This window comes from Micromonospora sonneratiae (assembly GCF_042679305.1).
GTDB lineage: Bacteria > Actinomycetota > Actinomycetes > Mycobacteriales > Micromonosporaceae > Micromonospora_H > Micromonospora_H sonneratiae.
The window spans coordinates 22003-45793 of the sequence record NZ_JBHTMP010000052.1 but is presented as its reverse complement, the minus strand read 5'-3'; the positions used below and the strand labels follow the sequence as shown (position 1 = coordinate 45793).

General features: G+C 67.2%; 11 protein-coding genes. 5 read left to right on the top strand and 6 right to left on the bottom strand.

The genetic code is table 11. The annotated features are described in order from the left end of the window. Positions 1 to 85 precede the first annotated feature (85 nt). Genes ACFQ4H_RS26305 through ACFQ4H_RS26280 form a run of 6 tightly spaced genes read right to left on the bottom strand, consistent with a single transcriptional unit; the run spans position 86 to position 9647 of the window. Complete coding sequence (locus tag ACFQ4H_RS26305) at positions 86 to 1147, bottom strand: Wadjet anti-phage system protein JetD domain-containing protein (RefSeq protein WP_377575498.1); 1062 nt, start codon at positions 1145 to 1147, stop codon at positions 86 to 88. Continuing rightward, on the bottom strand, positions 1144 to 5595 hold the full coding sequence (locus ACFQ4H_RS26300; RefSeq protein WP_377575495.1) for a coiled-coil domain-containing protein: 4452 nt from the start codon (positions 5593 to 5595) through the stop codon (positions 1144 to 1146). The genes ACFQ4H_RS26305 and ACFQ4H_RS26300 overlap by 4 nt, the downstream gene beginning before the upstream one ends. After that, complete coding sequence (locus ACFQ4H_RS26295) at positions 5592 to 6368, bottom strand: hypothetical protein (RefSeq protein WP_377575493.1); 777 nt, start codon at positions 6366 to 6368, stop codon at positions 5592 to 5594. Before ACFQ4H_RS26295 ends, ACFQ4H_RS26300 begins: the two co-directional genes overlap by 4 nt. Then, on the bottom strand, positions 6365 to 7960 hold the full coding sequence (locus tag ACFQ4H_RS26290; protein ID WP_377575491.1) for a hypothetical protein: 1596 nt from the start codon (positions 7958 to 7960) through the stop codon (positions 6365 to 6367). The genes ACFQ4H_RS26295 and ACFQ4H_RS26290 overlap by 4 nt, the downstream gene beginning before the upstream one ends. Before the next feature lie 47 nt (positions 7961 to 8007). Then, positions 8008 to 8496, bottom strand: coding sequence for a hypothetical protein (locus tag ACFQ4H_RS26285; protein ID WP_377575489.1), 489 nt, complete (start codon positions 8494 to 8496; stop codon positions 8008 to 8010). 47 nt (positions 8497 to 8543) lie between these two features. Next, positions 8544 to 9647 carry a helix-turn-helix domain-containing protein gene (locus tag ACFQ4H_RS26280; RefSeq protein ID WP_377575487.1) on the bottom strand — a complete coding sequence of 368 codons (1104 nt, stop codon included), beginning with the start codon at positions 9645 to 9647 and terminating at the stop codon, positions 8544 to 8546. Between the two features lie 94 nt (positions 9648 to 9741). Between ACFQ4H_RS26280 and drmD the strand changes: the two genes are divergently transcribed. The 5 genes from drmD to drmC are packed head-to-tail and all read left to right on the top strand — an operon-like array spanning position 9742 to position 23428. Beyond that, entirely contained in the window at positions 9742 to 12933 is a 3192-nt protein-coding gene (gene drmD / locus ACFQ4H_RS26275) for a DISARM system SNF2-like helicase DrmD (RefSeq protein ID WP_377575503.1), read from the top strand. Further along, positions 12930 to 16934 (top strand): Eco57I restriction-modification methylase domain-containing protein, encoded by a 4005-nt coding sequence (locus ACFQ4H_RS26270; RefSeq protein WP_377575484.1) that lies wholly within the window; start codon positions 12930 to 12932, stop codon positions 16932 to 16934. Before drmD ends, ACFQ4H_RS26270 begins: the two co-directional genes overlap by 4 nt. Beyond that, a complete protein-coding gene (gene drmA, locus ACFQ4H_RS26265; RefSeq protein WP_377575481.1) occupies positions 16931 to 20632 on the top strand; it encodes a DISARM system helicase DrmA in 3702 nt (1233 codons plus the stop codon). The genes ACFQ4H_RS26270 and drmA overlap by 4 nt, the downstream gene beginning before the upstream one ends. Further along, the gene (gene drmB, locus ACFQ4H_RS26260; RefSeq protein ID WP_377575478.1) at positions 20629 to 22671 is read left to right on the top strand and encodes a DrmB family protein; all 2043 of its coding nucleotides are present in this window, start codon (positions 20629 to 20631) and stop codon (positions 22669 to 22671) included. The genes drmA and drmB overlap by 4 nt, the downstream gene beginning before the upstream one ends. Next, positions 22646 to 23428 (top strand): DISARM system phospholipase D-like protein DrmC, encoded by a 783-nt coding sequence (gene drmC, locus ACFQ4H_RS26255; protein WP_377575476.1) that lies wholly within the window; start codon positions 22646 to 22648, stop codon positions 23426 to 23428. Before drmB ends, drmC begins: the two co-directional genes overlap by 26 nt. Positions 23429 to 23791: the final 363 nt, after the last annotated feature.

Genomic DNA, 23791 nt, shown 5'->3' with positions numbered 1-23791 from the left:
GATATCTCACCCCTTCGGTGTAATCGATCAACCCTCGCCGTGTCACCACGCCACGCTGATCAACCCCACAACAGACCCCAGCCTTTCAACTTCTGTAATCGACGGCCTGCGCAAGCAGATTTGGATTGGCACGCAGCGCGCGTAGGCCAAGGGTCTCTTGAGCAATTCGCCGACGCCCTCGGAGCAATTGGGAGATCGGCTCATGTAGGTGTTCCGGCATCAAGGCTATTAGCGCGGCAGGGTTGCTGATGCCGGGGTTGGACCTGTCCGCGCGAGGAACGCCGTGGGCGAGCAGCCACTCGTAAAGCGCGGTCGCAGGTCGAAGGGGCGGCAGCTTGTGCGCGTTCGCCTTCGCGGCGGCGCCGGCCGCGATGCGCAGCCCGGCCGCGTCGAGGTCGCCCACGTAGTAGAGCGCGGTTGGCGCCGGGTCAAGCAGGGTCACGGCTGTGATGGAGGTGGGGAACTGGTTGCCGCAGCCCCATCCGATGTGCAGGTCGGGGCGCGCGTCGGGATGCAGTTGTCGGGCGGCCTGCAGAAGCGAATGGAACGTCGCGTTGTTTTCCGCCACCAGCAGCCGCGCCGGCCCTACCCCGGGGACGTGCTGGGAGGGAAAAGGTACGGGCGTCGGGTAGCACGCAAGCAGGTCGAGGGTCAGTGCGCCGGTGGTGAACAGTCGTTTGGTCGTTTCGATAGCGAGGGCCTTCTCGTCGTCGAGGATCTCCAACGAGCGTTCCTCAAGGGGGACGGGTTCGGCGTTGGGGTTGTTCCGCAACCAGATGCCGATCTTGTCCAGAAGTTGGTATTCGTCCGGTCGGCTTGCGATCGCGGCGGCTGCTTCGAGTGCTTGTGGCCAGACTCGCGGTGTCGGTGCCGCTTGGGTCCGACGTGGCTTCGTCGGCTTGCCCACCCAGATCGGCAATGGCGGTTTCGTTCGATCGTCCCAGCCGGAGCGTGCCTTTGGCAGCACGACGGCGCCCGCTTCGGCGAGGCCGGTCAGGATGGCGGCGAGCCGGGCCCGTGCTGTCGGATCGCCGACGAGCGTAGGGTCGACGGCGGTGGCATGCCGTAGCAGGCCGTCGACCCGGACTCGATTGGTCGGCTGCTCCGCGATGTAGGCAGCGATGATGTCACCCAGCGTCGTAGTCATGTCGACGTCTCGGGCTGGGCGTGCTTGCCGTGACCGCTGGACGACTCGTCGTGTGCGACCCGGACACCGGTGATGAGGCGCTGATTGGCTTCGTAGGTTAGCGTGTCGTCCGGGACGATGTAGCGGCGGTTCCGGGTGCGGCCCGGGCGGTTGTCCAGCCGGATGACGTTGGGGAACCGGGATACGGCATCGGGGTCTTTCACCCCGGTGGTGTACACGAGCTGGACTTTGTGTGCCGCGGCGACGGCTCGTTGGAGGCCGACGAGGCTGCCGTGTGAGGCACGGCCGATCGGATTGTCGAGTAGCAGCACGCCGCCCGAGCGGTCCCGGCGTCCGGCGTTGACGGCGCGCAGTGCCGCGATCGTGCAGTAGAGCGCGACGCAGACGGTCAGCTTCTCTCCGCCGGACCATTTGCCGAGCCGGGTGATGTCCTCGGTGGTGGGCACGAGGTCCAGGGCGGGTTTGAGGACCTTGACGGTGAAGCCCCGGGTTCCGGCTGCCTCGTGGACGGCATCCTTGAGCAGCGGCAGTCCTTCCGGTTTGACGCCGTCGGCGATGCGCCGCTCCACGACGCGGTTGACGTAGGTGCGCAGGTCCGCGTCGCTGGCGGGTGGTTCGAAGGAAATTCGGAGCATCTGCTTCCCGGCCCAGCCTCCGGTCTTCGTCGCTACTCGCGAGTACCGTTCGGCCTTGCGCAAGGTGTCGAGGGTGTTCGAGACGAGGCGGGCGAGGGAGTCGGCCACGATCGCCTGGTCCTTGGCTATGTCGGCGAGTTCCCCGTCGATCATGTCCGCGCGCAGTCTGAGCTGGTTGGCCAGCGTTCCCGCGTGCTGCGCCAGCACCTCTTCGGTGTCGTGGAGCACTCGGTCTTTCGCGGGCGTGGCGACCCCCGGGTACCTGCCGCCTGTTGTCCGCAGGTCTCCGACCGCGTTCGCCCGGGAGACCGCCGCGTCGCTCGCGCGCTTCTCCGCGGCACGCAGCGCTTGCACGACCGCCTGTTTGTGGGCCTTCGCCGCGTCGTCCGACCCGGCGAAGGGCGCGACACCCAAGCCGGCCGGGTCGGGAAGGCCGTCGGCGAGCAATTCGAACGCGGTGACCCGGCTCCGGTATTCGCCCTGCTTGCCCTCAAGGTCACGGAGTTCTCGTTCTGCAGTTGCCCGCTTCTCTATGGACGCTTGACCGATCCCGTCATGTTCGGCGGCCAGGTTGTCGGCCTGCTCCGCTGTGGCCGGTTCAACAGGCAACGCGCGCTTGGGTGGATCGGTGCGCCGTGCTCGAATTCGGGTGAGCGTCGCCGAGTGCTGGGCGATGTCGCCGGAGGCGCGGCCCTTTCGGCCGACCGCCTCCTCCTTGACTTCTCGGGCGGCGGCCAGTGCCGCTGCCCGAGCCGGCTTGGTCTGTCCCTCCGCGGTGGCGAGCAGGACACCGGCACGTTCCAAAGCTTCGGCACTGACCGCGGCGAGGGCCTGCGTCTCGGCCGCCAGCGCGGCGGCGAGGTTGCGTTCCCGCTCGGCGAGTACGGACTGGGAGGCTTGGACCTCCCAGGCGCGGGTGGCCTCTTGACGCCGAGCGCGGAGGACGTCGAGGGACGCCGCCGGATCGTCGGGAACATCCGGTTCGGAGTCGAGGAATGTCAGACCGGCCGCCTCGCTCCGGTATGCGTTGGCGGTCCTGCCCTCGATGTCGGCGAGCCTGCTTTGCTCGGTGGCGTGGTCGAGCGCCCGGTTGGCCTTCTCCGTGAGACGCTCGGCCCGGCTGTGGGCGTCCTCGGCTCGGGACTCGGCCTCGGCGAGATCCCTACGCCATTCGACGGCTGCCTCCATCTTTTGAATCAGGCCGGACAGGCGGGCGCGGGATTTCTCGATGTCGGAGGTCCCGCGCTGTGTACGCTGCTCGGCTGCGGTGTCGGACGCCTCCGCTTCGTCGAGCTCGGCGAGATCCACGCGAGCCTTGTCGAGTGCGGTGGCGACATCGCGCAGGGTGCTGTCGAGGTCGTCGACGCGGCTAGTGAGGCTGTCGAGGTGCCCGGCGGGGCAGTCGGCGAGCAGTTCGGTGAGCTCGCCGAGCAACGCCCTGTCGGCCTCACGCGCCTCGGTCAGGCGGGACTGCTGCCCGTCGTACGCCTCGGCGCGGCCCACGACTTGGCGAACGGTGCCTTCGGCCCACGCCGGATCCACCAAGCCCCGATGCAGTACGGCCCACACTGGAGCAGGTTCGTCGGGGTTCGCACGGGTGGAGCGGGAGCCGACGATCGCGGCGGCGGCCTGCGCGGTGTAGACGCCGACGAGTGCGGTGGTCGCCGTGTCGCCGCCGGTCAACGCGGTCGCGGCGGCGTCAGCCTGGGCGGTGGGAATGACGAGACCGACGCCGAGGCGCGCGAGGTCCGGGTCCGTGACCGTCTCGAGCAGGCGTGCACCAGGTAGCAGCGTACGCAGGTGGGCCCAGCCGGTTTCGGCCATGACGCCGTGTTCGGCCAGAACAGCCTGGACTCGTTCGGCGTCGAGGGTGGTGGGTAGCAGTCCGGTGCGCGCGTGTACGTCGAGGATGCGCTGGTCGTCGATGCGTTCGGCTTCCAGCCGCACCAGCGCGACGTCGGCGTCGACGATCGCGTCGGACAACCGGCGGGTCAGGGTGTCTGCCTCTGCCCAGAGGTCCACCGGCGCGTCGCCGGTGGCCTCGGTCAGATCCTGCACGCGTTCGCGTGCGACAAGTTTGGCTGCGCGTTCGGCGAACGCGGCATGGTCCTCCGCGAGCCGGGTACGCTCCGCGTCGAGCCGGACCTGTTCACCCGTCAGCGTGGTGAGCGTGCCGGTCAGGGCGCGCCGAAGCGCCGGGCGTTGCTCACGACGGCTCTGGATCTCGGCAAGAATGCCTGTGAGGGTGGTGTGCTGTTCGGCGAGAACGGCGTCATGCTTGGCCGGGTCGGTCTGCTCGTTCGGGAGCACGCCGTCGCGGACAGCCGTGCGTAGGTCTGCGGCCAGCGACTCCAGCCGGGCGGTCGCGGTCGCCCCGTCCTTGTCCGCTGCCTGGGCCTCCTGGCCGGCCTTCTTCGCTGCGGCGCGGTGGGCCTCGACGTCTGCCCTCGCCTTGGTGGCGGCTCCGGTGGCCGATGCCGCCGTAGCCTCATGGGCGTCGACGAGTGTACACAGCCGGGTTCGCAGGCGAGCTGTGTGCTCGTCGTGCTCTCGCCGCAGTGGCGCGGTGCGTGCCCGTTCCTCTCCGGCCTCACGCCGCGTGCGCTCCAGCGCGTCCTGCAACTCCTTCTTCTCCGCCAGGTGTCCGGCGGCCTCCCAGGCTTCGATGAGTTCGGCGGCGCCGCTGATGTCGGTGGCGGCCTTGCTGAGTTGGTCCTGCGCGGTGCTCAGTCGTATCTGGGCGGCGCGTTCCTCGTACAGGTAGACGAGCTCGTACGCGGCGCCGCCTTCGGTCACCGCTGCGGCGCGTCGCTTCTCGATGCCGTCGCGCTGCGCGGCGAGCGCCTCGATCTGATTGTTCGCCTGTGCGACCGTCGCGGCGAAGGCGGCGGAGAGTTTGGCTGCCTCGTCGACGGCCTGTTGGAGGTCGGCCGCTGACGCGTCGACCTCCTGCTGGCAGACGTGGATGCGGTCCAGGCCTGTTGCCGAGTCGAGGCAGAAGTCTCGCTCAGCCGTCTTGGCTGGCTTGGTCGCAAGCAGCGACGCGATCGAGGCCAGGCGATCGGCGACGCTGATCGCGTCTTCGGGCGCGACCGTGAGGTCGATGAGCAGGTCGATGAACTCGCGGGCGGACGAGAACCGGAACATGTCCTCCACACCGCCCTCGACGTGGTTCATCTGTTTCTGGGTGCGAAACAGCGCCGGGTCGAGACCCCGGCTGGTCAGTGCGGCTGTCCACTCGTGTTGCTTCTCGGTGGTGACCAGATCCATGGCTTGCGGGTAGGTCGCCGCGTGTTCCTTGAGGGCGGCGACGTAGGCCGCTCGGCGCCGGGGTGCGCCCCCGGCGCCGAGGATGGGGAGCCGGTGCAGGTCCAGCATGCCCGGCATGGCATAGAACGCGTAGAAGGTCATGTCGAGCCGGTCCCGGGCGCGGTCGGCGTCGGCGGGACGGCGCAGGTCGGACCATTCGTAGACGACGCCGGTAATGAGGATGCGGTCCGGCGAGCCGTCCAACGTGTCGGAGGCGGCCGGGTGCCACGCCGCGACGGTGTGCGCGGTGTCGCCGCTGTCGACGTAGTCGGTGAGGCTGCGTTTCACCGTACGCCCCATGAAGTCAATAGCTCTCGGCAACAGCAACGCGTAGAACAGCGACAGCAGTGAGGACTTGCCGCCTCCGTTACGCAGCCACACCACCGAGTCGGCGGGGTGGCTGCTGCTGCCGTCCGGGCCGGTGAGGTCGAGCGTGACGTCGGTGAAGCGAGCGGATCTCTCCCCGATCGAGTGGAGCCGGAATGCGGCCAGATGGTAGGTCATGCTTGCTCCCCGTCGTCCGCGGCGGGCGGCTGGACAGCGGGGCTCGACGGCCGGATGTGCGGCCGTCGGGCGATGTCCGCCAGGAAGGTGTATGCGGGTTCACCGGCCATGTCCTTGACCTGGACGCGGAACCGCTCGGTGAGCATCCAGGTCCCGCCGGTGCTGTCGGCACGGGCCATGCCCTGCTCGACGAGCCAGCCGAGGACGTTGCGAACCCAGTACAGGGTGCATTTTGGCGACAGCCGCCCGGAGCTGCGGCCCTTGTCGCCGACGAGCGTGGACGGCATCTCGTGATAGGCCCGCCACGCCTCGTTCAAGCCGTCGTCGGGGACCGGCTCGCCAGCGGCGTCGTGCTCTTGCAGGCGCTCGCACATCGCGCGCATCCACTGCTCGAACTCGACGTCCGCCACGCGGCGAATTCGTTCCTCCTCCAGGTCGGCCGGACTGGGGTAGGCGTAGGCGGCCACGCCGACCAGGACCAGCCCGGCCATCAGGCGCCCGATCCGGGTCGCCGCGTGGGGCATGTCGCCGACCCGGTAGGCGAACGGAGACTCGGGGCTGACGCCGAGGACGAGTCCGAAGTCGCCGTCGGACAGGACGCGAGCGTGCAGGCCGTGCAGAACAGCATCGGCGGCGATGCGGAAGTCGGACTCTGTCCGGTACCGGCCGAGCACCCGACGGTATTCCTGGCTGCGCCCGGGTCGCTGGGTGGGTTGCAGCGCATACGCGATGAGGGTCCCAATATCGGTGTGATCGTTCTGCGTCAGCGTCATCGCGTCTCCGCGTGTATCCAGGGGTGGTCGGTGACCGGTTGCGGGTCGGCGGTCGCCAGGGCGTCGGGATGCGGAACGATGATCAGGTCGTCGCCGTCCCATCCTGGCAGCTCGAGCTTGAGGTCGTCGGCGTCAGCGACGGCACGCGGCCCCAGGATCCGCGCGGTCAGGTCGACCGACGTGGTGTGCTCGGTATCGGTCTCCTCGGGCGCGAAGCACCACAGCGCAGCCAGTGCCAGGATCTCCGCGGCCCGCTGCCGGTCGGTGCCGCTGTCCAGGCCGGGATCGGTGAGGGCATCGGCGAGCAGCGCCGACAGGCGGGCGGGCAGGCCGGTCCTGGCGACGACTCGCCGCGCGGTGTCCACGATGTCCGGCCCGATTGTCGGCGGATCCGGGTCTCCCGCTTCATCACCGTCGTCAAGGTCACGATCGTCGTCGGCGGAGTCGCGCACCGCCCACAGGTCGTAGACCAGCCGGTACAGCCGGGGCAGTTTCGGAGGGCGCGGACCCGTGATGTCCGACAGCCACCTATCGGTGACCACGAGAGCGGTCTCACTGTCCAGGCCGAGCAACGGGGTGAGGATCTCCTGGCTGAGGTCGGGCAGGTGTCCGAGCGCCGGAGGCCGAAACGACTGCCGATCCTGCTCCTCCAGGAAAACGCTGCGGGTAGCGATGACCTGCCGGTGCAGCGCGTCGTGCCGACGCGAGCACTCGGTAAGCAGCGCGGCGATCCGGGCTGCCGTCATGGTCACCTGCTGGTCGTCGGATTCCAGCGACTCGCGGATCTTGGCGAGCAGGCGGTGCTCGGCCTCCATCCTGCCCGCGATGTGTTCCCGGGCTGTGGCTAGGCGTTGCGGAACGACCGCTGCCCACTCCTGGATGACGGCACGCAGGTCCCGGCGGGTGTTCTTGATCAGCTCGTTGAGGTCCTCTGCGAGCGAGACAGACAGCAGCCGAGCCCGGACTGCAGCGCGTTCTGCGGCGTCGAACGCTCCTTTGGCCAGCTGGCGTTCCAGTAGCACCTCGTTGGCGACCTGCTCGTCTTCGACGTCGAACTCCAGTCCACCGACCAGCGCGTTGATCGCGTCGCGGGTGGCGTTGAGGACGACCTCGCCACGCACCGGGTCCTCTCGCTCGATCAGCAGCCGGAACTGCACCTGCCGTCGCTGGTGGGTCCGGGCCTCGTCGGTGAAGTCGCTGATCCGGTAGGTGAACGGCGCCTCGCGCTCGCCCCGGTTCAGGAGCGCGTCGACGGTGTACTCGCCGACGCGGCGGTGCTCCGATGCGGGCCGCTCCGGTGCGGTACGGCGGGCGAGCGTGGTGAGGCCGTCCACGACGTCGTCGTAGGTGGCTTCCTCCTCGAAGCCCTGCTGTGCAATGACCAGATCAATCGCGGCGAGGGCGAACGTCGCGACGTCGTAGAGGGCCGCCGGCCAGTCCTGCCGGTTCGCGGCGACGATCGCCTCGGTGATCGGGCGGGATCGCATGAGTACTGCGACCCGCGCCGGAAAGGTGCGGTCGAAGACTGAGAGTTCTGCCGAAGCCGGTGACCGGGACAGGACGGTGCCGGCGAGGTCGAAGAGCTCGTTCACTCATCTCCTCCCGTGCGCATTCGCACTCGTACGGTAACCGACTCTTGTCAGCGGGTGAGGTCGGCTGCCGAGGTAGGCAGCCGGAGGTAGCGTCCTTGCTGGGACATTGCCTGCATCAGCTCGAAGCCCTCGCGGGTGCGCAGATCACCGTTGAGGACTGCCATCGATACGAGGTCGATCGTTTCGCGCGTGGTGATTCCGCGAAATCGGGCGAGCCGCAAAGCTTCCCGGTCGTCGGAGATCCACCACGAGCCGACGAACTCCGGCCAGTGCTCGATCACGTAGCAGGTTTCGGCCTCGCCCAGGTGCTGGAGCGGCTCGTCGTCCGTGCCGCCGAACACGGCCCGTCGGATGCGGTTGATCTGCTGTATGTCGGACTCGTCGGTGACCTCGATCGCCTCGCCCAGCCAGCCCTCGGAGGTAAGCCGACGCAGCGCGGGAAGGACGTTCGCCGATCGACTTGCCTCATAGGCCACCGCTCCCGTCCAGCGCCCCCGTTCGTCGAGCACCGACTTGAGCAGGTCGAGCCGGTCCACGGCGGCGAAGTTGCACAGTACGGTGTTGTCCGGGAACAGGAACTCGGTCATGGGGCATCGTGAGTTCGGTGCTCCAACTCGATCTCGCGCCTGAGTTGGTCGACATCGACTCCGAGTAGGCTTGCGTAGGGGCGCAGGGTCGCCGCGCCGGCTTCGTAGGCGGCGTAGGTGTCGCGGACGAGAAGCCCGGGTGGGCGTGGTCGGGCCGCTTCGGTGACCAAGTGTGCGAACGCCTCGCCTTGGCCGGCTGCGTGCGCGGCCTTGGCGGCGGTGAGGGACTTGAAGCGGTCGCAGGTTCCCGCGTCGATGAGACGCAGCTGCAGTAGCCGGTACGCCAACGCGGACGGCGTCACGATTAGGTCGCAGGCGAGTGCGGCGAACGTGTTGTCGGTGAAGCCGGTGGTGCCGGCGGCACGGCGGAGTATGTCCTCGGGCATGAGGAAGGCGGCGGCGAAGGCGTTGGCCCGCATTTCACTCGGGTCCTTGGCCTGCGACTTGTCGTAGACGTCCCGGTCGAGATGGACGTCCTGATCGTCGTCGGTGAGCAAGTGGGCCAGCTCGTGGGCGAGGGTGAACCGCTGCCGGGCGGGCACGTGTGAGGTGGCCAGAACGACGAGTTTGACGTGCTCGGACGAGGTCGCCAGGCCGTCGAATCCCGGGCCGAGTTCGACGACGGCGACGTCGGCGCCGAAGACCGCTTCGATTACGTCAGCCAGGTTGCCGGTAGCGACCGACCGACCCGCCTGCGTGACGCGGGTGAGGGCTTCCTGCGCGAGCTGGCGCCCTTGGGCCGCGTACCCGCCCCCCTTGAGTCCGCCCGCCATCGGTCGCCAGGGCTGCAGGTAGCCGAGCGAGGCCATGTCGGCGCGCAACGTGCTGTATCGCCGCGCTGTGGTGATGGCGGTGGTGGCGCTGCCGCCGGTGGTTCGAGCGGCCATCGCCAGCGGCGGCTCGTCGCCAGTGATGAGCCAGTCCACCGTGACCTGGCATAGCTCGGCGATGCGTGCGAGGTCGACTGAGGAGAACCGGCGCGCGCCGCTGAGTGACTTTGACATCTTCGATTCGTCGAGGCCGATGTGCTGTCCGAAGGCACGGCGGCTCATCCCGGATGCCTCGATCAGACCCAGGACTCGCTCGGCGACGCTTGACACGTGGCAGAGCTTATCCGCGGTCTTGCGAAAATCGCAAGGCCTGTGGAGAATGGCGGACGGTGAGCGACGAGGGGAAGACACAGACGTGACGATCATGGCGAACCAGCGGACCGGCAGCGAGCCCGGGTTCGCCGTGCCGCTCCTGCCTCAGCCGGGCCAGGTGGTCACCGTGCGCGGCTCGACGTGGGCCGTGGTCGAGGTGCGCCAGCAGGGCCTGCCCCGCAGCCCTGCAGACGAGGGCGCAGCCGGCCTGACGCATGTGGTGGTGCTTCAGTCGCTGGAGGAGGACCGTCTCGGCCAGGAACTCTCGGTCGTGTGGGAGCTGGAGGTGGGCCACACGGTCGCACCCGACCAAGGACTTCCCGAGAACGTCAGTCCAGAGGCGTTCGATGACCCGAACACGCTCGCCGCGTTCGTCGACGCGGTGCGGTGGGGTGCGGTCACCTCCGCGGACGCGAACTCCTATCAGGCCCCGTTCCGCAGCGGCGCGAACGTCGAGGCGTACCAGCTGGAGCCGCTGCGGCGCGCGCTGCAGTCCTCGCGCACCAACCTGCTGCTCGCCGACGATGTCGGCTTGGGCAAGACCATCGAGGCTGGACTGGTCATCCAGGAACTGCTGCTGCGCCACCGCGCCCGCAGCGTGATCATCGTGTGCCCGCCGAGCCTCGCCTTGAAGTGGCAGGACGAGATGCGCGAGAAGTTCGGACTGGACTTCGTCATCGTCAATAGCGACCTGATGGCCACCGTACGGCGCAGTCACGGGCTGAACGCCAACCCCTTCCGGTTGTTCCCCCGAGTCATCGTCAGCATGTCGTGGCTGCCCACGCTGCGCGTCCAGCGACTACTGCGCGACGTGTACGCCGACGTGGCGGACACCACCACGGCCCGCAGGTTCTCCTTCGACGTTCTGGTGGTCGACGAGGCTCACCACGTCGCACCCGCCAGCCCCACCACTGCCCCCGGCCGGCGCGGCTACGCCGTGGACAGCCACCGCACGACGGCTACCAAGGCGCTCGCCGAGCGGTGCGAGCATCGGCTCTTCCTCAGCGCCACCCCGCACAACGGATATTCGGAGTCGTTCACCGCTCTCCTGGAGATGATCGACGGGCGCAGGTTCACTCGGGGCGCCAACCTCGACGAGCGTGCGCTGCGCGATATCTTGGTCCGCCGGCTGAAGACTGATCTGCCGGAGAAGGGCTTCCACCGGCGGGTGCTCCGGTCGATCGTCTTCACGCCGAGCGATGCGGAACAGCGACAGTTCGCCACCCTCGCCCGGATCCTCGCCGACAGCGCCCGAGCCAACGGCAAGTCCGGTGCCGGCGGCATCGTGGCCATGCTGCTGAAGAAGCGGTTCCTGTCCAGCCCGTGGGCGTTCGCCCGCACGCTTGAGCTGTATGAAGAGGCGGCGGACGGCGGCCGGCTGGCCGTTGACGACGAGGAGCAGTACTACCAGGAGGTGCTCGGCAGCGGCCAGTCCGACGAGGAGGAGGGCGACGTCGAGCATCCCGAGTTCACCACGCTGCGGCAGAGCAAGGGCTCCCATGCGCTGGTGACGGCGACAAACGACGAGATCGACGAGCTCGTCGACTGGGGTCGGGGATACGAGCACCGCCCGGATTCCCGCCTGGAGGCGCTGATCGGCTTTCTCGATGCGATCTGTCGCCCCGACGGCAAGACGTTCACTAACGAGCGGGTCGTCGTTTTCACCGAGTACGCCGCCACGCTGGACTGGATTGCCCGGGTGCTGGTCCAGCGTGGCTACCGAGATGTCCTCGCCACTATCCAGGGCTCTACGCCGCCTGAGGAGCGGGAGCTGATCCGGGACCAGTTCACAAAGGACCCGGCGAAGTACCCGGTCCGGGTGCTGGTCGCCACCGACTCGGCCGGCGAAGGCATCGACCTGCAGGACCACTGCCACCGGTTGGTCAACTTCGACATCCCGTTTAACCCGTCGCGGCTGGAACAGCGGATCGGCCGTATCGACCGGTACGGCCAGAACCACACGCCGGAGATCTACCAGCTCGCACCGGACTCGACCGGAACGGTGTACGCGCGAGACCTCAACTTCCTGATCGAGCACATCGCCAAGAAGGTCGGCATGGTCGCGGCCGACCTGGGCTCGGTCAACCAGGTCATCGATGCCGCCGTGCAGGATCACTTCAACCCGGCCGCGGCCGGCCGCAGAAGCAGGCCGTCCGCGCCCGACGACGGCAACGCAGTGATCACCCGTGCTCTCGCCGGCGGCATCACGCTCAACCGCCAGCTGACCGAGCTGTCCCGCAACTACGACGTCTGCAAGGCTGAGATGCACCTGACGGCTGCGAACGCCCGCCGGGTTGTTGACACCGCGCTGACCATCACCGCGCAGCCACCGCTGGAACCGGACGACAGCTTTGCCCAAGACCTCGACGCCGAGGTTTTCCTCGTACCCAACCTCGGCTCCGCATGGCAGTCGGCGTTGCAGGGCTTGGACACCCGCAGCGAGCCCGGCGTGCCCCGCCCGATCACGTTCGACGACAAGGCCGCACAGGGCCGCCACAAGGAGCTGGTCCACATCCACCTCGGGCACGCCCTGATGCAGCGCTCCGCGCGTGTCCTGCGCAGCGCGCTGTTTAGCGTCGACTCCCCGGTCCACCGGGTTACCGCCGTCATCGTCGACGGCCTGCCGCAGTCTTGTGTCGCTGCGGTGTCCCGCCTGGTCCTGGTCGGCCGAGGCGGCCTGCGCCTGCACGAGGAGGTGTTCCTCACCGGCATCCGGGTGCACGGCCAGGCGATGGCCGAGGCCAAGGTGGAACAGGTCCTCGACGAGACACTCGACGCGCACGACCTCACCCTGGCCGACGAACCCGTACGCGCCGCCCTTGCAGACCTGTGGAACGCTGAGGACTCCCGGTTGCGTACCCGTCTGCTGACCGCGATGGCCCGCAAGGCCGAGACCCGGCAGGAGAAGGTCACCGAGGCGCTGCAGGTGCGGCGGGATTCTGACGTCATCCGCGCCCGGGAGATCTTCGCCGCGTTCCGGATAAACCTTCAGGAGTCCCGGGACCGACTGACCGCCGAGATCCGCAGCCAGGAAGAGCTCCTATTCACCGACGATCAACAGGCCCAGCGGCGCCGCGACCTGCGCACGATGGAGGACCGGTCGGCGAGCCTGGACGACGAGGAACACCGCGAGATCGCCGCCATCCGTGAGCGATACCGCGACATCAAGCCGCACGTGTCTGCCGCCGCAGTTGTCTTCGCGCTGACTCCGGCCGACGCCGAGGCTGGGAGGGTGGCGGCATGAACCGCAAGCACGCACCGACCGCCGCAGACCTGCACCGCGGTTGGCTGGAACTGGTCGACACCGACGGCCCGTTCCTGGCCGTGCCGGCGTTGCGGCGAGTCTGGCCACAGGGCATGCCGCAGCCGGACCGCAACGCGCTCGCCCCGCTGAAGGACGCCAAACCGGCGTTCGAGAAGGCGTGGGAGAACTGGGACAAGCATCCCGGCGACACGGCGGCGCTGGATTTCTACCGCCAGGCTCGCGACACCTGGGTCGACATCGTCGTGCGGAACGTCCTTGGCTGGAGCGACACCTACCGCACCGACACCGGCATCGCGACCGTGCGTTCACCCAACCACGCCGTAACCTTAAGCCCCGACGGGGCACTCGTACACGGCGACCTGACCGGCGCGCTGGTCTTGGTCACCGACCCAGTCGATTCGCTGCGCGACCCGCTCGACGACGGCTGGGCCACCAGCCCCATCGACCGCATGGAAGAACTGCTACGCGCGGCGAAAGTTCCCATCGGCGTCGTCACCGACGGCCGCTGGTGGGCGATCGTTAGCGCCCGTGAGAAGACCATGGTCGCCTCGGGCATAGTCGACGCCCAGACCTGGATCGAGGAACCCCACACCCGCAACGCCTTCATCGAGCTGCTCCAGCGCCGCCGGCTCGTCGGCGGCAAACCGGAAGACCAGCTCACCCAGCTGTTCGGCGAATCCGTCGCCGCCGCCGAAGAGATCACCGAGGCGCTCGGCATCCAGGTCCGCCGCGCCGTCGAACTCCTCGTCCACGCCCTGTCGGAAGCAGCCCTCGACGCCGACCCCGACCCGCTCCCCGAAAACCGTGCCCACGTGTACGAGGCGGCCGTCGCCGTGATGATGCGGGTGGTGTTCCTGCTCTTCGCCGAGGAACGCGGCCTGCTGCCCCATGGAAGGCTGTTCGTAGCGGGCTACGGCATCAGCGACGAACTGGACGCCCTCGACGTACGGACACGTGAGCCGGGTGGCACTGAGGCACTTGATGCCACCCACCTCGCCTGGCACCGGCTCCTGGCCACCTCACAGGCACTGTTCCACGGCTCGTCGTTCGAGGACATCCGTCTGCCCTCATACGGGGGGTCACTGTTCGACCCGAGCCGCTTCCCGTTCCTCACCGCCCGCAACGAACGCGGCACCCTCGCCATCACCGTCAGCGACCGGGTGATGCTCGAAGTTCTGAACGCCGTCCAAGTCGCCAAACTCAAGGGACAGCCGGCCCGCCGGATCTCCTTTCGGGACATCGACGTCGAGCAGATCGGCTACATCTACGAGGGCCTGCTTGGCTACTCCAGCGCGCAGGTCGACGAGGTCATCGTCGGCCTCGTCGGCAAGGAGGGCGAGGAACCCGAGATTCCCCTCGCTCTACTCGAAACACTCGCCGCAGAGAAGCAGACCGACACCGCACTGGCCGACGCCATCCTCGCCTGGGTCAAGGAACACCAGCTGGCGGCCACCGCGCCGTCCAAGGCCGCGCTTACGAAAGCGATCAGGGACAACGCTAAGGTCGAGGATGCCGAACGCGCCCTGCGGTCGGTCACCACCGACGAGCAGCTCCGCGACCGGCTCCGTCCCTTTATCGGCATCATCCGCCGCGACCTGCGCAACCGCCCTCTCGTCGTCGTCCCCGGCGGCGTCCTCGTCGTCGAAACCCCGTCACGGGCTTCGGCCGGCGCGCACTACACACCGCGATCCCTCGCCGAAGAGGTTGTCCGCTACGCCCTCGAACCGCTCGTCTACGACCCGGGACCACACCAGCAGGTCGACAGTTGGGTACCGGTATCCTCGGACCGCATCCTCGACCTCAAGGTCGCCGACATCGCCTGCGGCTCCGGTGCCTTCCTCGTCGCCGCCGCACGCTACCTCGCCGCCCGCCTGGTCGAGGCGTGGCGCAGCGAGGGCGTCGCGGTCGGCACGCCGCACGAACAACAGACCCACGCCATCCGCACGGTCGTGGCGAACTGCCTGTACGGCGCCGACATCAACGCGATGGCCGTCGAGATGTGCAAACTCTCGCTCTGGCTGGTGTCACTCGACCCGAAGCTGCCGTTCTCCTTCGTCGACGACAAGATCCTGCACGGGAGCTCCCTGCTCGGCCTCACCGACGCTCGGCAAATTAAGCTCAAACACATCAATCCCGACGCTGCATCGCAACAGCCGAGCCTCCTCGACATCGACGTCGACGGGGTTCTCCGCCAAGCGGCTCGACTCCGCCAGAAGCTCGCCACTGAGATCGACGACAGCGACCCGCAACGCTCGGCAACCACCAAACGCCGGCAGTGGCGCGACTACCAGCAGCTGATCGCTCAGCTTAACGACATTGCCGACGCGGTGGTCGCCGCCGGGCTGCGGCTTGGCGGCAAGGCTGGCAAGGCACTGCGCGAGGCGTACGTAAACCTGATCATCGCCGTCGAACGGGCCTACCCCGGCCCCGGCGGCACACCGGACCGCACCATGCTCGACAAGATCCTCAACGCCGGCCTCACCCCGACGGTGAAAACCGACTACGAGCGCTGGAAGCCGCTGCATTGGATTCTCGCCGTTCCCGACGTCATGGAGCGCGGCGGCTTCGACGCCATAGTCGGCAATCCACCATTCCTCGGCGGCCAGAAGCTCACCGGAACCATGGGCACCAACATCCGCGACTGGTTCGTTAATGTCCTGGCCAGCGGCACGAAAGGGAGCGCTGACCTCGTCGGTTATTTCTTCCTGAGAGCAGTTTCCCTGCTGGTCGGCGGTGGTAACTTGGGTCTCATCGCTACCAACTCTGTCTGGCAGGGTGCCACCCGAAGAGTCGGCCTTGACCGCATGGTCGCTAGCGGGTTCACGATTACGCGGGCAATTCAAAGTGAAGCCTGGCCGGCGGCGAGCGCAAACCTCGAATACGCGGCGGCATGGGGAACCCGGCGGTCTGTTCCGATCGACATCCCAAGAATCGCCGACGGGATTGCCGTGCGTAGGATTTCCTCGTTCCTGGAGGCCGTGGGAAGAGTTGACGGCGCGGCCACGAGGTTGAGGGAGAATGTGGGAATCTCATACCAGGGGTGTATCGTGCTCGGCATGGGTTTCGTTCTGGAACCCGATGAAGCAAAAGCTTGGATCGCCGCAAATCCAGCGAACTCCGAAGTCCTTATGCCATACCTTAGCGGAGAAGATCTCAACTCTCGGTTCGACCTGTCAGCCTCGCGCTGGGTTATTGACTTCACGGGCCGCTGCGAAATCTGCGCCTCCAAATTCTCTGAACCGTTCAATAGGGTTCGGGAGTTGGTCATGCCTGAGCGCGCCAAGAAGGCAAAGCCGGTCAGGCAGGCTCCCTGGTGGATTTTCCTCCGTCCGCGACCGGCCATGCGGCAGGCCATAGCGGGCCTGCGGGAGGTTCTGGTGATCGCGCGGGTAAGTAAGACTGTTATGCCTGCTCGTGTGGCCAATGATCGGGTATTCCATGAGAAGGTTGTGGTTTTCGCAACCGATTCGTACTCGGACCAAGCGGTGCTGTCGTCCAGCCTGCATCAGCTTTGGGCGATTAAGCATGGAACGACGATGCGCATCGACCCCACGTACACGCCGTCCACATGCTTTGAAACCTTCCCACGTCCTGAGCAGAGTGATCGACTCGACGAAATTGGGTGCAGGCTAGAGGTCGCGAGGCGGGAGATCCAGACTCGACGAGAGATGGGACTCACTGACCTTTACGGTTTAGTCAATGATCCGGATACGTCCGGCTCGGCAGACCGTGATGTTGCTCGACTACGTGAAATCCACATTGAGCTAGACCACGCCGTGATGGACGCCTACGGGTGGAACAATGTAGTGCTAGATCACGGCTTCCACACCTGGCGTCAGATGACCCGGTGGACCGTTGGCCCGGAGGCTAGAGTCGAGATCTTGGATCGGCTGCTGAAGGAAAACCACCGGCGTGCGGCGGCTCAGGGCGAAGCGCCTCCGCTCGCCGAGGGGGAAGACGAAGAAAGTGGCGAAGAGTGACCGCCCCGCAGAAGGCTCCGAGGGACCGGCAGTACCAGCTTAAGTATGAGCCGGACGGACGGTCGTGGACGGCTCGAGAGGATCTCGTTGATATCCTCGAACGTGAGCTACTCGGCCCGGCGAACGGACCTGAGGAGCTCCTGGACGCATCACCTGACGTCGTGTACTTGGTCGGTCGGATCGCTCCGGAGCGGCTCAAGGCCGGCGACGACGATCCCAAGGACGCGGACTCCGACGATGCCGTCACGGATGTCGGCGATGCGCTCGACGCCCAAGAGAGTCGGGGGGTCCCAGTCACTGCGGTGGAGGAAAGTGGCGCGGGCGCCGACGAGGATGCCGTGGAGGACGAGCCGCAGAAACGCGGGCTGATGATTCCCGCGTCCATGGGTCTGCGCTGTCAGCTTCCTCTGGAAGTCGCGGAGTTCACGGTGACCGCGTCGTGGGGTGTCTACGAGCCGATCAAGGAGAAGGGCGAGGAAGACAAGGCCGGGATGCGCAGTTACAAGCGCATTCCCGTCGAGATCCCGGCGAAGGTCGTCGTCGCGGACCTGGCACCCAAGAAGACCACGACGGTGTCGTTGAAGGACAAGGTGGTCCTTCGGATCGATCGACATGACGATCCGGAGCATGGTTGTCGGCTCATCGAGATCGCGCTGTGCAATGACCAGGTGACCCCGCGCAAGATCCCGGTAAATGCGTGGCTGTTCCAGACTGAGTTGCGGGTCGAGGCGGGCGGCGAGGATGTGTTCCTGCCGGTTTCCGATCCGTTGATCGATACGCGTCCCGAGCGTGATGACGAACTGCGCCGGCTGCGGTTGCAGTATCGGGATCGGCTGGAGTTCGCCGTTGGCCGTACCTGCTCGGTCGATTGGGACGTGGAGGATGGCGCGCGGCGGGCGCGCGCGGTGTGGACAACTTGGTTGCCGACGTGTCAGACCCCACAGACCACGGCCGAGGAGATCAGCACGGCACTGTTGGACATGAAGCGTCTTGAGTCGGCGAGCACGGAGGAGCTACGAGCCGGCCTGGAGCCCATCGTGAATGGCTACGCGGGTTGGCTTGAGAGTCAGAAGAAGAAGGCCAAGGCGCTTCCCGAGCATCTGCGTGACGAAGGGCTGGACGCGGTTTGGGAGGCGAGCCGGGTTCAGCAGCAGCTGGGTGAAGGGCTGAATTACCTGCTCGGTGATCCGGAGGCGTTGCGGTGCTTCCGGTTCATGAACCGGGTGATGGCCGACCAGCGGGTTCAGTCGCAGGTCGCCGCCCGCCGGGCGAAGAACCCGAAGGAGAGCATCGAGCGGGCGCGGGAGGCGGTGCTCACCGCAGGGCCGAAGGCGCACTCGTGGCGTACTTTCCAGCTTGCGTTCGTCTTGATGCAGATTCCGCTGTTGAGCGATCCGGCGGCGCCGCGGCGTTCCGGGGATCTGGCCAAGGCGCAGCTGTTGTTCTTCCCGACCGGTGGTGGCAAGACCGAGGCGTATCTCGGCCTGGCCGCGTACACGTTCGCTATCCGCCGTCGGCAGGGCATCGTCGAGACTCCGGACGGGCCGCTCGACGGTGGCCGCGGAGTCGCCGTGCTTATGCGGTACACGCTGCGGCTGCTGACCGCGCAACAGTTCCAGCGCGCCACGACGCTCGTGTGCGCCGCAGAACGGGTTCGCCTGGAGGATGAGGCGACGTGGGGCGCCGAGCCGTTCAGGATCGGGCTGTGGGTGGGCACGGATGTCAGCCCGAAGCGGTACGACGAGGCCGCAACGCAGCTCAGCCGGGCGAACCGCAGCGGCGGCGGATACCGGCTGACCGTGCTGCAGATCCAGCGGTGTCCCTGGTGCGGCAGCCGGATCAGCGCCCGGAACGTGCGCGCCGCCGAGGGGATCCGCCGGGTGTTCGTGTACTGCGGCGACGATCTCGCGAACTGCCCGTTCGCCGAGGGTGGCGAGGTGCTGGACGGCTTGCCAGTCCTCACTGTCGACGAGGAGATCTACCGACTCGCGCCCGCGTTCCTCATTGCCACGGTGGACAAGTTCGCCCGCCTGGCCCGTGAAGGTGAGGCGGCGTCGCTGTTCGGTTACGTGTCGCGGCACTGCGGGCGGCACGGCTTCGTGCACGCCGATTATCGGCACTGCGAGATTAAGGACGGCAGCAAGCATCCCAAGACGAAGGACGGTTATCCGCAGGCGGCCGTGCACCCATCGTCGCGGTTGCGGCCACCCGACCTCATCATTCAGGACGAGCTGCACCTGATCACCGGCGCACTGGGGACGACAGTCGGGTTGTTCGAGGTGGCCATCGACGTGATGGCCGGCTGGCGGACGGCGGACGGTGCTCGGGTGCGGCCGTTGGTGGTGGCCTCCACGGCGACCGCGCGCAACGCCCCGGACCAGGTCCGTGCGTTGTACGGCCGCGATGTCACGATCTTCCCGCCGCAAGTCCTCGACGCCGGCAAGACGTTCTTCTCGAAGGAGGAGAAGATCTCGGACGAGTTCCCGGGCCGGCGCTATGTCGGGCTGTCCACCACCGGGGTCCGCCTGACGACCGCGGAGATCCGGGTCGCCGAGGTGCTGATGGCGGGCGCGCAGCTCCTGCTGGACCGGTGCGGTGAGGCCGCGGACCCGTACATGACGCTGGTCGGCTACTTCAGCGCCACCCGGGAGCTCGCCGGCATGGCCCGATACATGGGCGACGACATCCAGACCGCCCTGGCCAAGAGGCGTCCCTGGTCATTGCTGCCGAGCCGGACCGGAACGAACTTCGGATCGCTCAACGTCGCCGAGCTCACGTCCCGAGTCTCCAGCGCTGACATCACCGCCACCCTGGACCAGATGGCGGTGCCATTCGACGCGCGGTTCGACTCCACAGCCGGCAAGCGGGAATTACGGGCGTTGCGCGAGGCACACAAGCCGGTGCCTTCCCGGGAGGTGAGTCCGTACGACGCAGTCCTGGCCACCTCGATGCTTCAGGTTGGTGTGGACGTGACTAGGCTCGGGCTGATGCTCGTGGTCGGTCAGCCGAAGAACACCGCCGAGTACATCCAGGCATCCTCGCGCGTCGGCCGGGAGGCCAAGAGGCCCGGTCTGGTGATCTCGCTCGGCAACTGGGCACGGCCCCGCGACCTGGCCCACTTCGAGCAGTTCCGCCACTACCACGAGACCTTCTACGCCCAGGTCGAGGCGTTGTCGGTAACCCCGTTTTCGATGACGTCGCTGGAGCGCGGACTCGACGGGGTCCTGGTCAGCGCGGCGCGGGTGGTGCAGGCCGCCGAGCCGCAAGGGCTGTCGCCGGAGCAGAGCGCCGGCCGGATCGACGGCCAGCGCACCTACGCCGTCGAGCTGATCGACGCGCTGGTGCGCCGGGTTCTGGAAGCCTCAGACGAGGACTCGGCGGACCGGGCACGGCAACGGCTGCTCAACCGGCTCGACCAGTGGGATAAACGCCGCAAGCACCTGGCCGACCGGCGCAAGTCTTTGGTGTACGAGAAGGTCGCCGATGACAGCCGCCAGGACACCTTGATGATGAGCGCGGAGAACGCGCGGTCCCGGACTGACGGTGGAGACGCGCCGCCATTCGTGGTGGCCAACTCGATGCGTGAGGTGCAGCCGGAGATCAACCTGCTGGTGAGCCCGATCAAGGAGAACCTCTTCTACATCGCGCCGCCCGCCGCCCCGCAGTGGGAGTTGCCCGAGGAGAGCGGAACGTCATGACCGACGTAGCCAGATTCGTCTACGACGCCGCCACCGCCGTCGACCCGCTCGGCGACGCCGAGAAGGAAGCCGAGAAGGCCACCAAGCACAACCGCGCCAAGGTCGGCTCCGGGCGTCCGTCATCGCTGCTCTACACCTACGGACCCGGTTCGATCATGGACCTGCCCCAGTTCACGATCATGCCCACCGGACTCGACGACTGGGACCGAATCTGGCGCCGCCGCGACGGGATTCCCCAGATCCGAGCGCCGCGGCTTCGGGAGGTGATCGCCCGGCTCCTACGCTCACGCGACGTCCAGTTACGCCCCCACCCGTGGCAGCCGAAGAAAATCAGCCTGTCCACCGAGGGCAACGACCTCGGCGTACCCGCACGGGTCTTCCCGCAGTGGCTGCGCTGCACCGGCTGCGACATGCTTGGACTGCTCTCGCAGTTCTCCTACACCAACACCCACCCGTTCCGCACCGACCTGGCGTGCTTCGAGCACGCCAAATGCACTGGCCGCAAAGGCAGCGGCAGCCGCAAAGGCAGCGGCAGCCGCAAAGCGACCAGCCGTACGGCAGTCCCCGCCCGCTATCTCCTCGCCTGCGTCGACGGTCACCTCGACGAGTTCCCGTACGACCTGTGGGTACATCACGGCAAGGCATGTTCCGCGGCAGAGTTCCCGGCGCTCAAGATGGTCGACCGCACCGCCGGCAAGGGCGCCTCAGCGGTCATTCACTGCGAATCCTGCGGACAGCGCCGACCGATGAACGAGGCGCAGGGCGAGGCCGGACGCAGCAAACTGCCGAACTGCCGCGGCCGTCATCCGCATCTCGACGCGTTCGAGCCGAACAGGTGCCGCAACAAGACCCGGCTCATGCTCGTCGGCGCGTCGAACCTGTGGTTCCCCGCCACCCAGTCGATCATCGTGATGCCCGAATCTCAGCAGGAACGCACCAGCGACCTCGCCAACCGGATCCGCGTCGCGCTCGGCGACAAGCTCGCCAAGTACAGCGACGACCTCGACACGCTCCGAGACGTACTCGACGGCAAGGTCGACGTCTCTGAACTGTCCGACGAACAGCTGAACGAGGCTGTCGCCGCAGCCATGTTGCCCCCCGACTCGGCCGAGGAGCAGGAGGCGTGGCTTCGAGACTGGGATCCGGTTGACCTACTCGTCCCCGAATGGCGCTACCTGCAGAAGGACCCAATCGGCCTGCGTCACGAGGACGAGACGAGCGGACTCACGCTATCCAAGCGTGACCGCGATGCCGACCTGCGACCCGAAGTCGTGCGGGTCCTGGCCGTCGAACGGTTGCGGAAGGTCAACGCCCTCGTCGGATTCACCCGCATCGACGACATGGACCGCGCGGGCGACCTGCCCCAGCGTCTCGCCCCGCTCGCCCGCGCCCCACGCCCGGCCTGGACAGTAGCCACCGAGGACCGCGGCGAAGGAATCTTCCTCCAACTTGACGAGCAGGCCGTCGCCGCTTGGGAAAAGCGCATCCTCGCGACCGAACTCTGGGAGGCCCACCGCGATGCCCACGAACGCAACTTCGAGCGGCGCTTCTCGGAAACCGCCAAGCGTGTCAGCGCCGACTCGCGCCTCAAACCACCTCGATACTGGCTGGTCCACACCCTGGCCCACGTCCTGATCCGGCAACTGGCGATGACTAGTGGCTACTCCGCCGCGAGCCTGAGCGAACGCCTCTACGCCTGGCAGGAAACGAGCAACCGGGAGGCAGCAGCCGGCCTGCTGATTTGCACCACCGCGTCCGACAGCGACGGCACCCTCGGCGGACTCGTCCAGCAGAGCGAACCCGCCCGTCTGCAACGCGTCGTAGCCAGCGCGCTCTACCGCGCGACGCGGTGTTCCTCAGACCCGATCTGCGCGATGCGCCAGCCCGACAAGTCCGAGGACTTTCTCCACGGCGCGGCATGCCACTGCTGCGTCATGGCATCCGAAACGTCATGCGAACGAGCGAACCGCTTCCTGGACCGCCGCCTGCTCGTCAGCCTTCCCGGGAGCGGCGTTGGATTCTTCGGAGAAATTGATTGACGCCTCCGCTGCCCGGCGCCTGGGTGAACTACTCACCGGCACCGAGGCGAAACAGATCGCTAACCGGCTGGCCGACGGCGACACCCTGACCGTCGCCTTGAAGGCCATCCCCGCCGGCCGCCGCGCCCAGCTCCGATCGCTGACCGAGACCAGCCCGACCATCTCCCTGATCGCAGTCCTACGAGCGATCGAGGGGGCGCGTAGCGCCCCGAGCGCCGTGAGCGCGCTGTGGACGATGCCCGGCCACATCGCCCAGCACGGCCCGCTCACCAGCTCGATCAGCCACCTCGTCGACCGTGCTCGGCAATCGGTAACCTGCTCCACGTTCAACTTCCAACGCTCATCCGCACTCTGGACAACACTCCGGCGCGCGGCGCTGCGGCCGGAGCTGGCCGTGCGGGTCTACGTCGATACGGCAGCTGCCGACCAGAGCCCGAGCCGCTCGACCCCGACTACCTTCGAGGTGGCCAGACACCTTTACCCCGGAACCGTTCTGCGAACGAAGGAGTTCGATGGTGTTCAGGTCCGTAATCATGCCAAGTTTATCGCGATCGATCACCGCTTTCTGCTAGTGACCAGCGCGAACTTTTCCTGGAGTGCGGAGCACGGCAATACCGAATTCGGAGTGCTCATCGACAACCGGTATCTCGCGGAGGCAGTCGAGCGCGAGATGCTCGACGCCGAGGACTTACTCTATGAACGAGTTCCCGACGCCCGAGGAGCTTCGGCGCCACGAGTAGACGGCTCGACTGGATGATGATTGACCAAGCCCGATGTTCGCGCTACGAACCCTGATGCCGGTTGTGGTGCTCCGTGGGTGCTCCGCCGCCGTGCACCGTACCGGCGTCGACTGGACCGTGCGGCACGTTCGTCCGCTGGAACCGGACGACATCCGGCGCTACGTGGACCGGTGGGACCCCGATGGGCGGTAAAGCACCGACCGACGCTGGCTCTTAATCCGCGGGTTCGGGGTTCGAGTCCCTGGCGGCGCACCAGCAGTAACAAAGCAGGCCCGGTCCATCTGGATCGGGCCTGAATCCTTTTCCGACCCCAACGTCAGGCTTTTCCGACCCCGACGTCAGGTCGGTGCGCGACCGGATCCCGAAGGGGAAGTCCCGCC

What these genes read in the sequence shown, in the direction of transcription:
- ACFQ4H_RS26295 (WP_377575493.1), bottom strand. Translation starts at nt 6,368, where the DNA reads ATGACGCTGACGCAGAACGATCACACCGATATTGGGACCCTCATCGCG.
- ACFQ4H_RS26300 (WP_377575495.1), bottom strand. Translation starts at nt 5,595, where the DNA reads ATGACCTACCATCTGGCCGCATTCCGGCTCCACTCGATCGGGGAGAGA.
- drmD (WP_377575503.1), top strand. Translation starts at nt 9,742, where the DNA reads ATGGCGAACCAGCGGACCGGCAGCGAGCCCGGGTTCGCCGTGCCGCTC.
- drmB (WP_377575478.1), top strand. Translation starts at nt 20,629, where the DNA reads ATGACCGACGTAGCCAGATTCGTCTACGACGCCGCCACCGCCGTCGAC.
- ACFQ4H_RS26305 (WP_377575498.1), bottom strand. Translation starts at nt 1,147, where the DNA reads ATGACTACGACGCTGGGTGACATCATCGCTGCCTACATCGCGGAGCAG.
- ACFQ4H_RS26270 (WP_377575484.1), top strand. Translation starts at nt 12,930, where the DNA reads ATGAACCGCAAGCACGCACCGACCGCCGCAGACCTGCACCGCGGTTGG.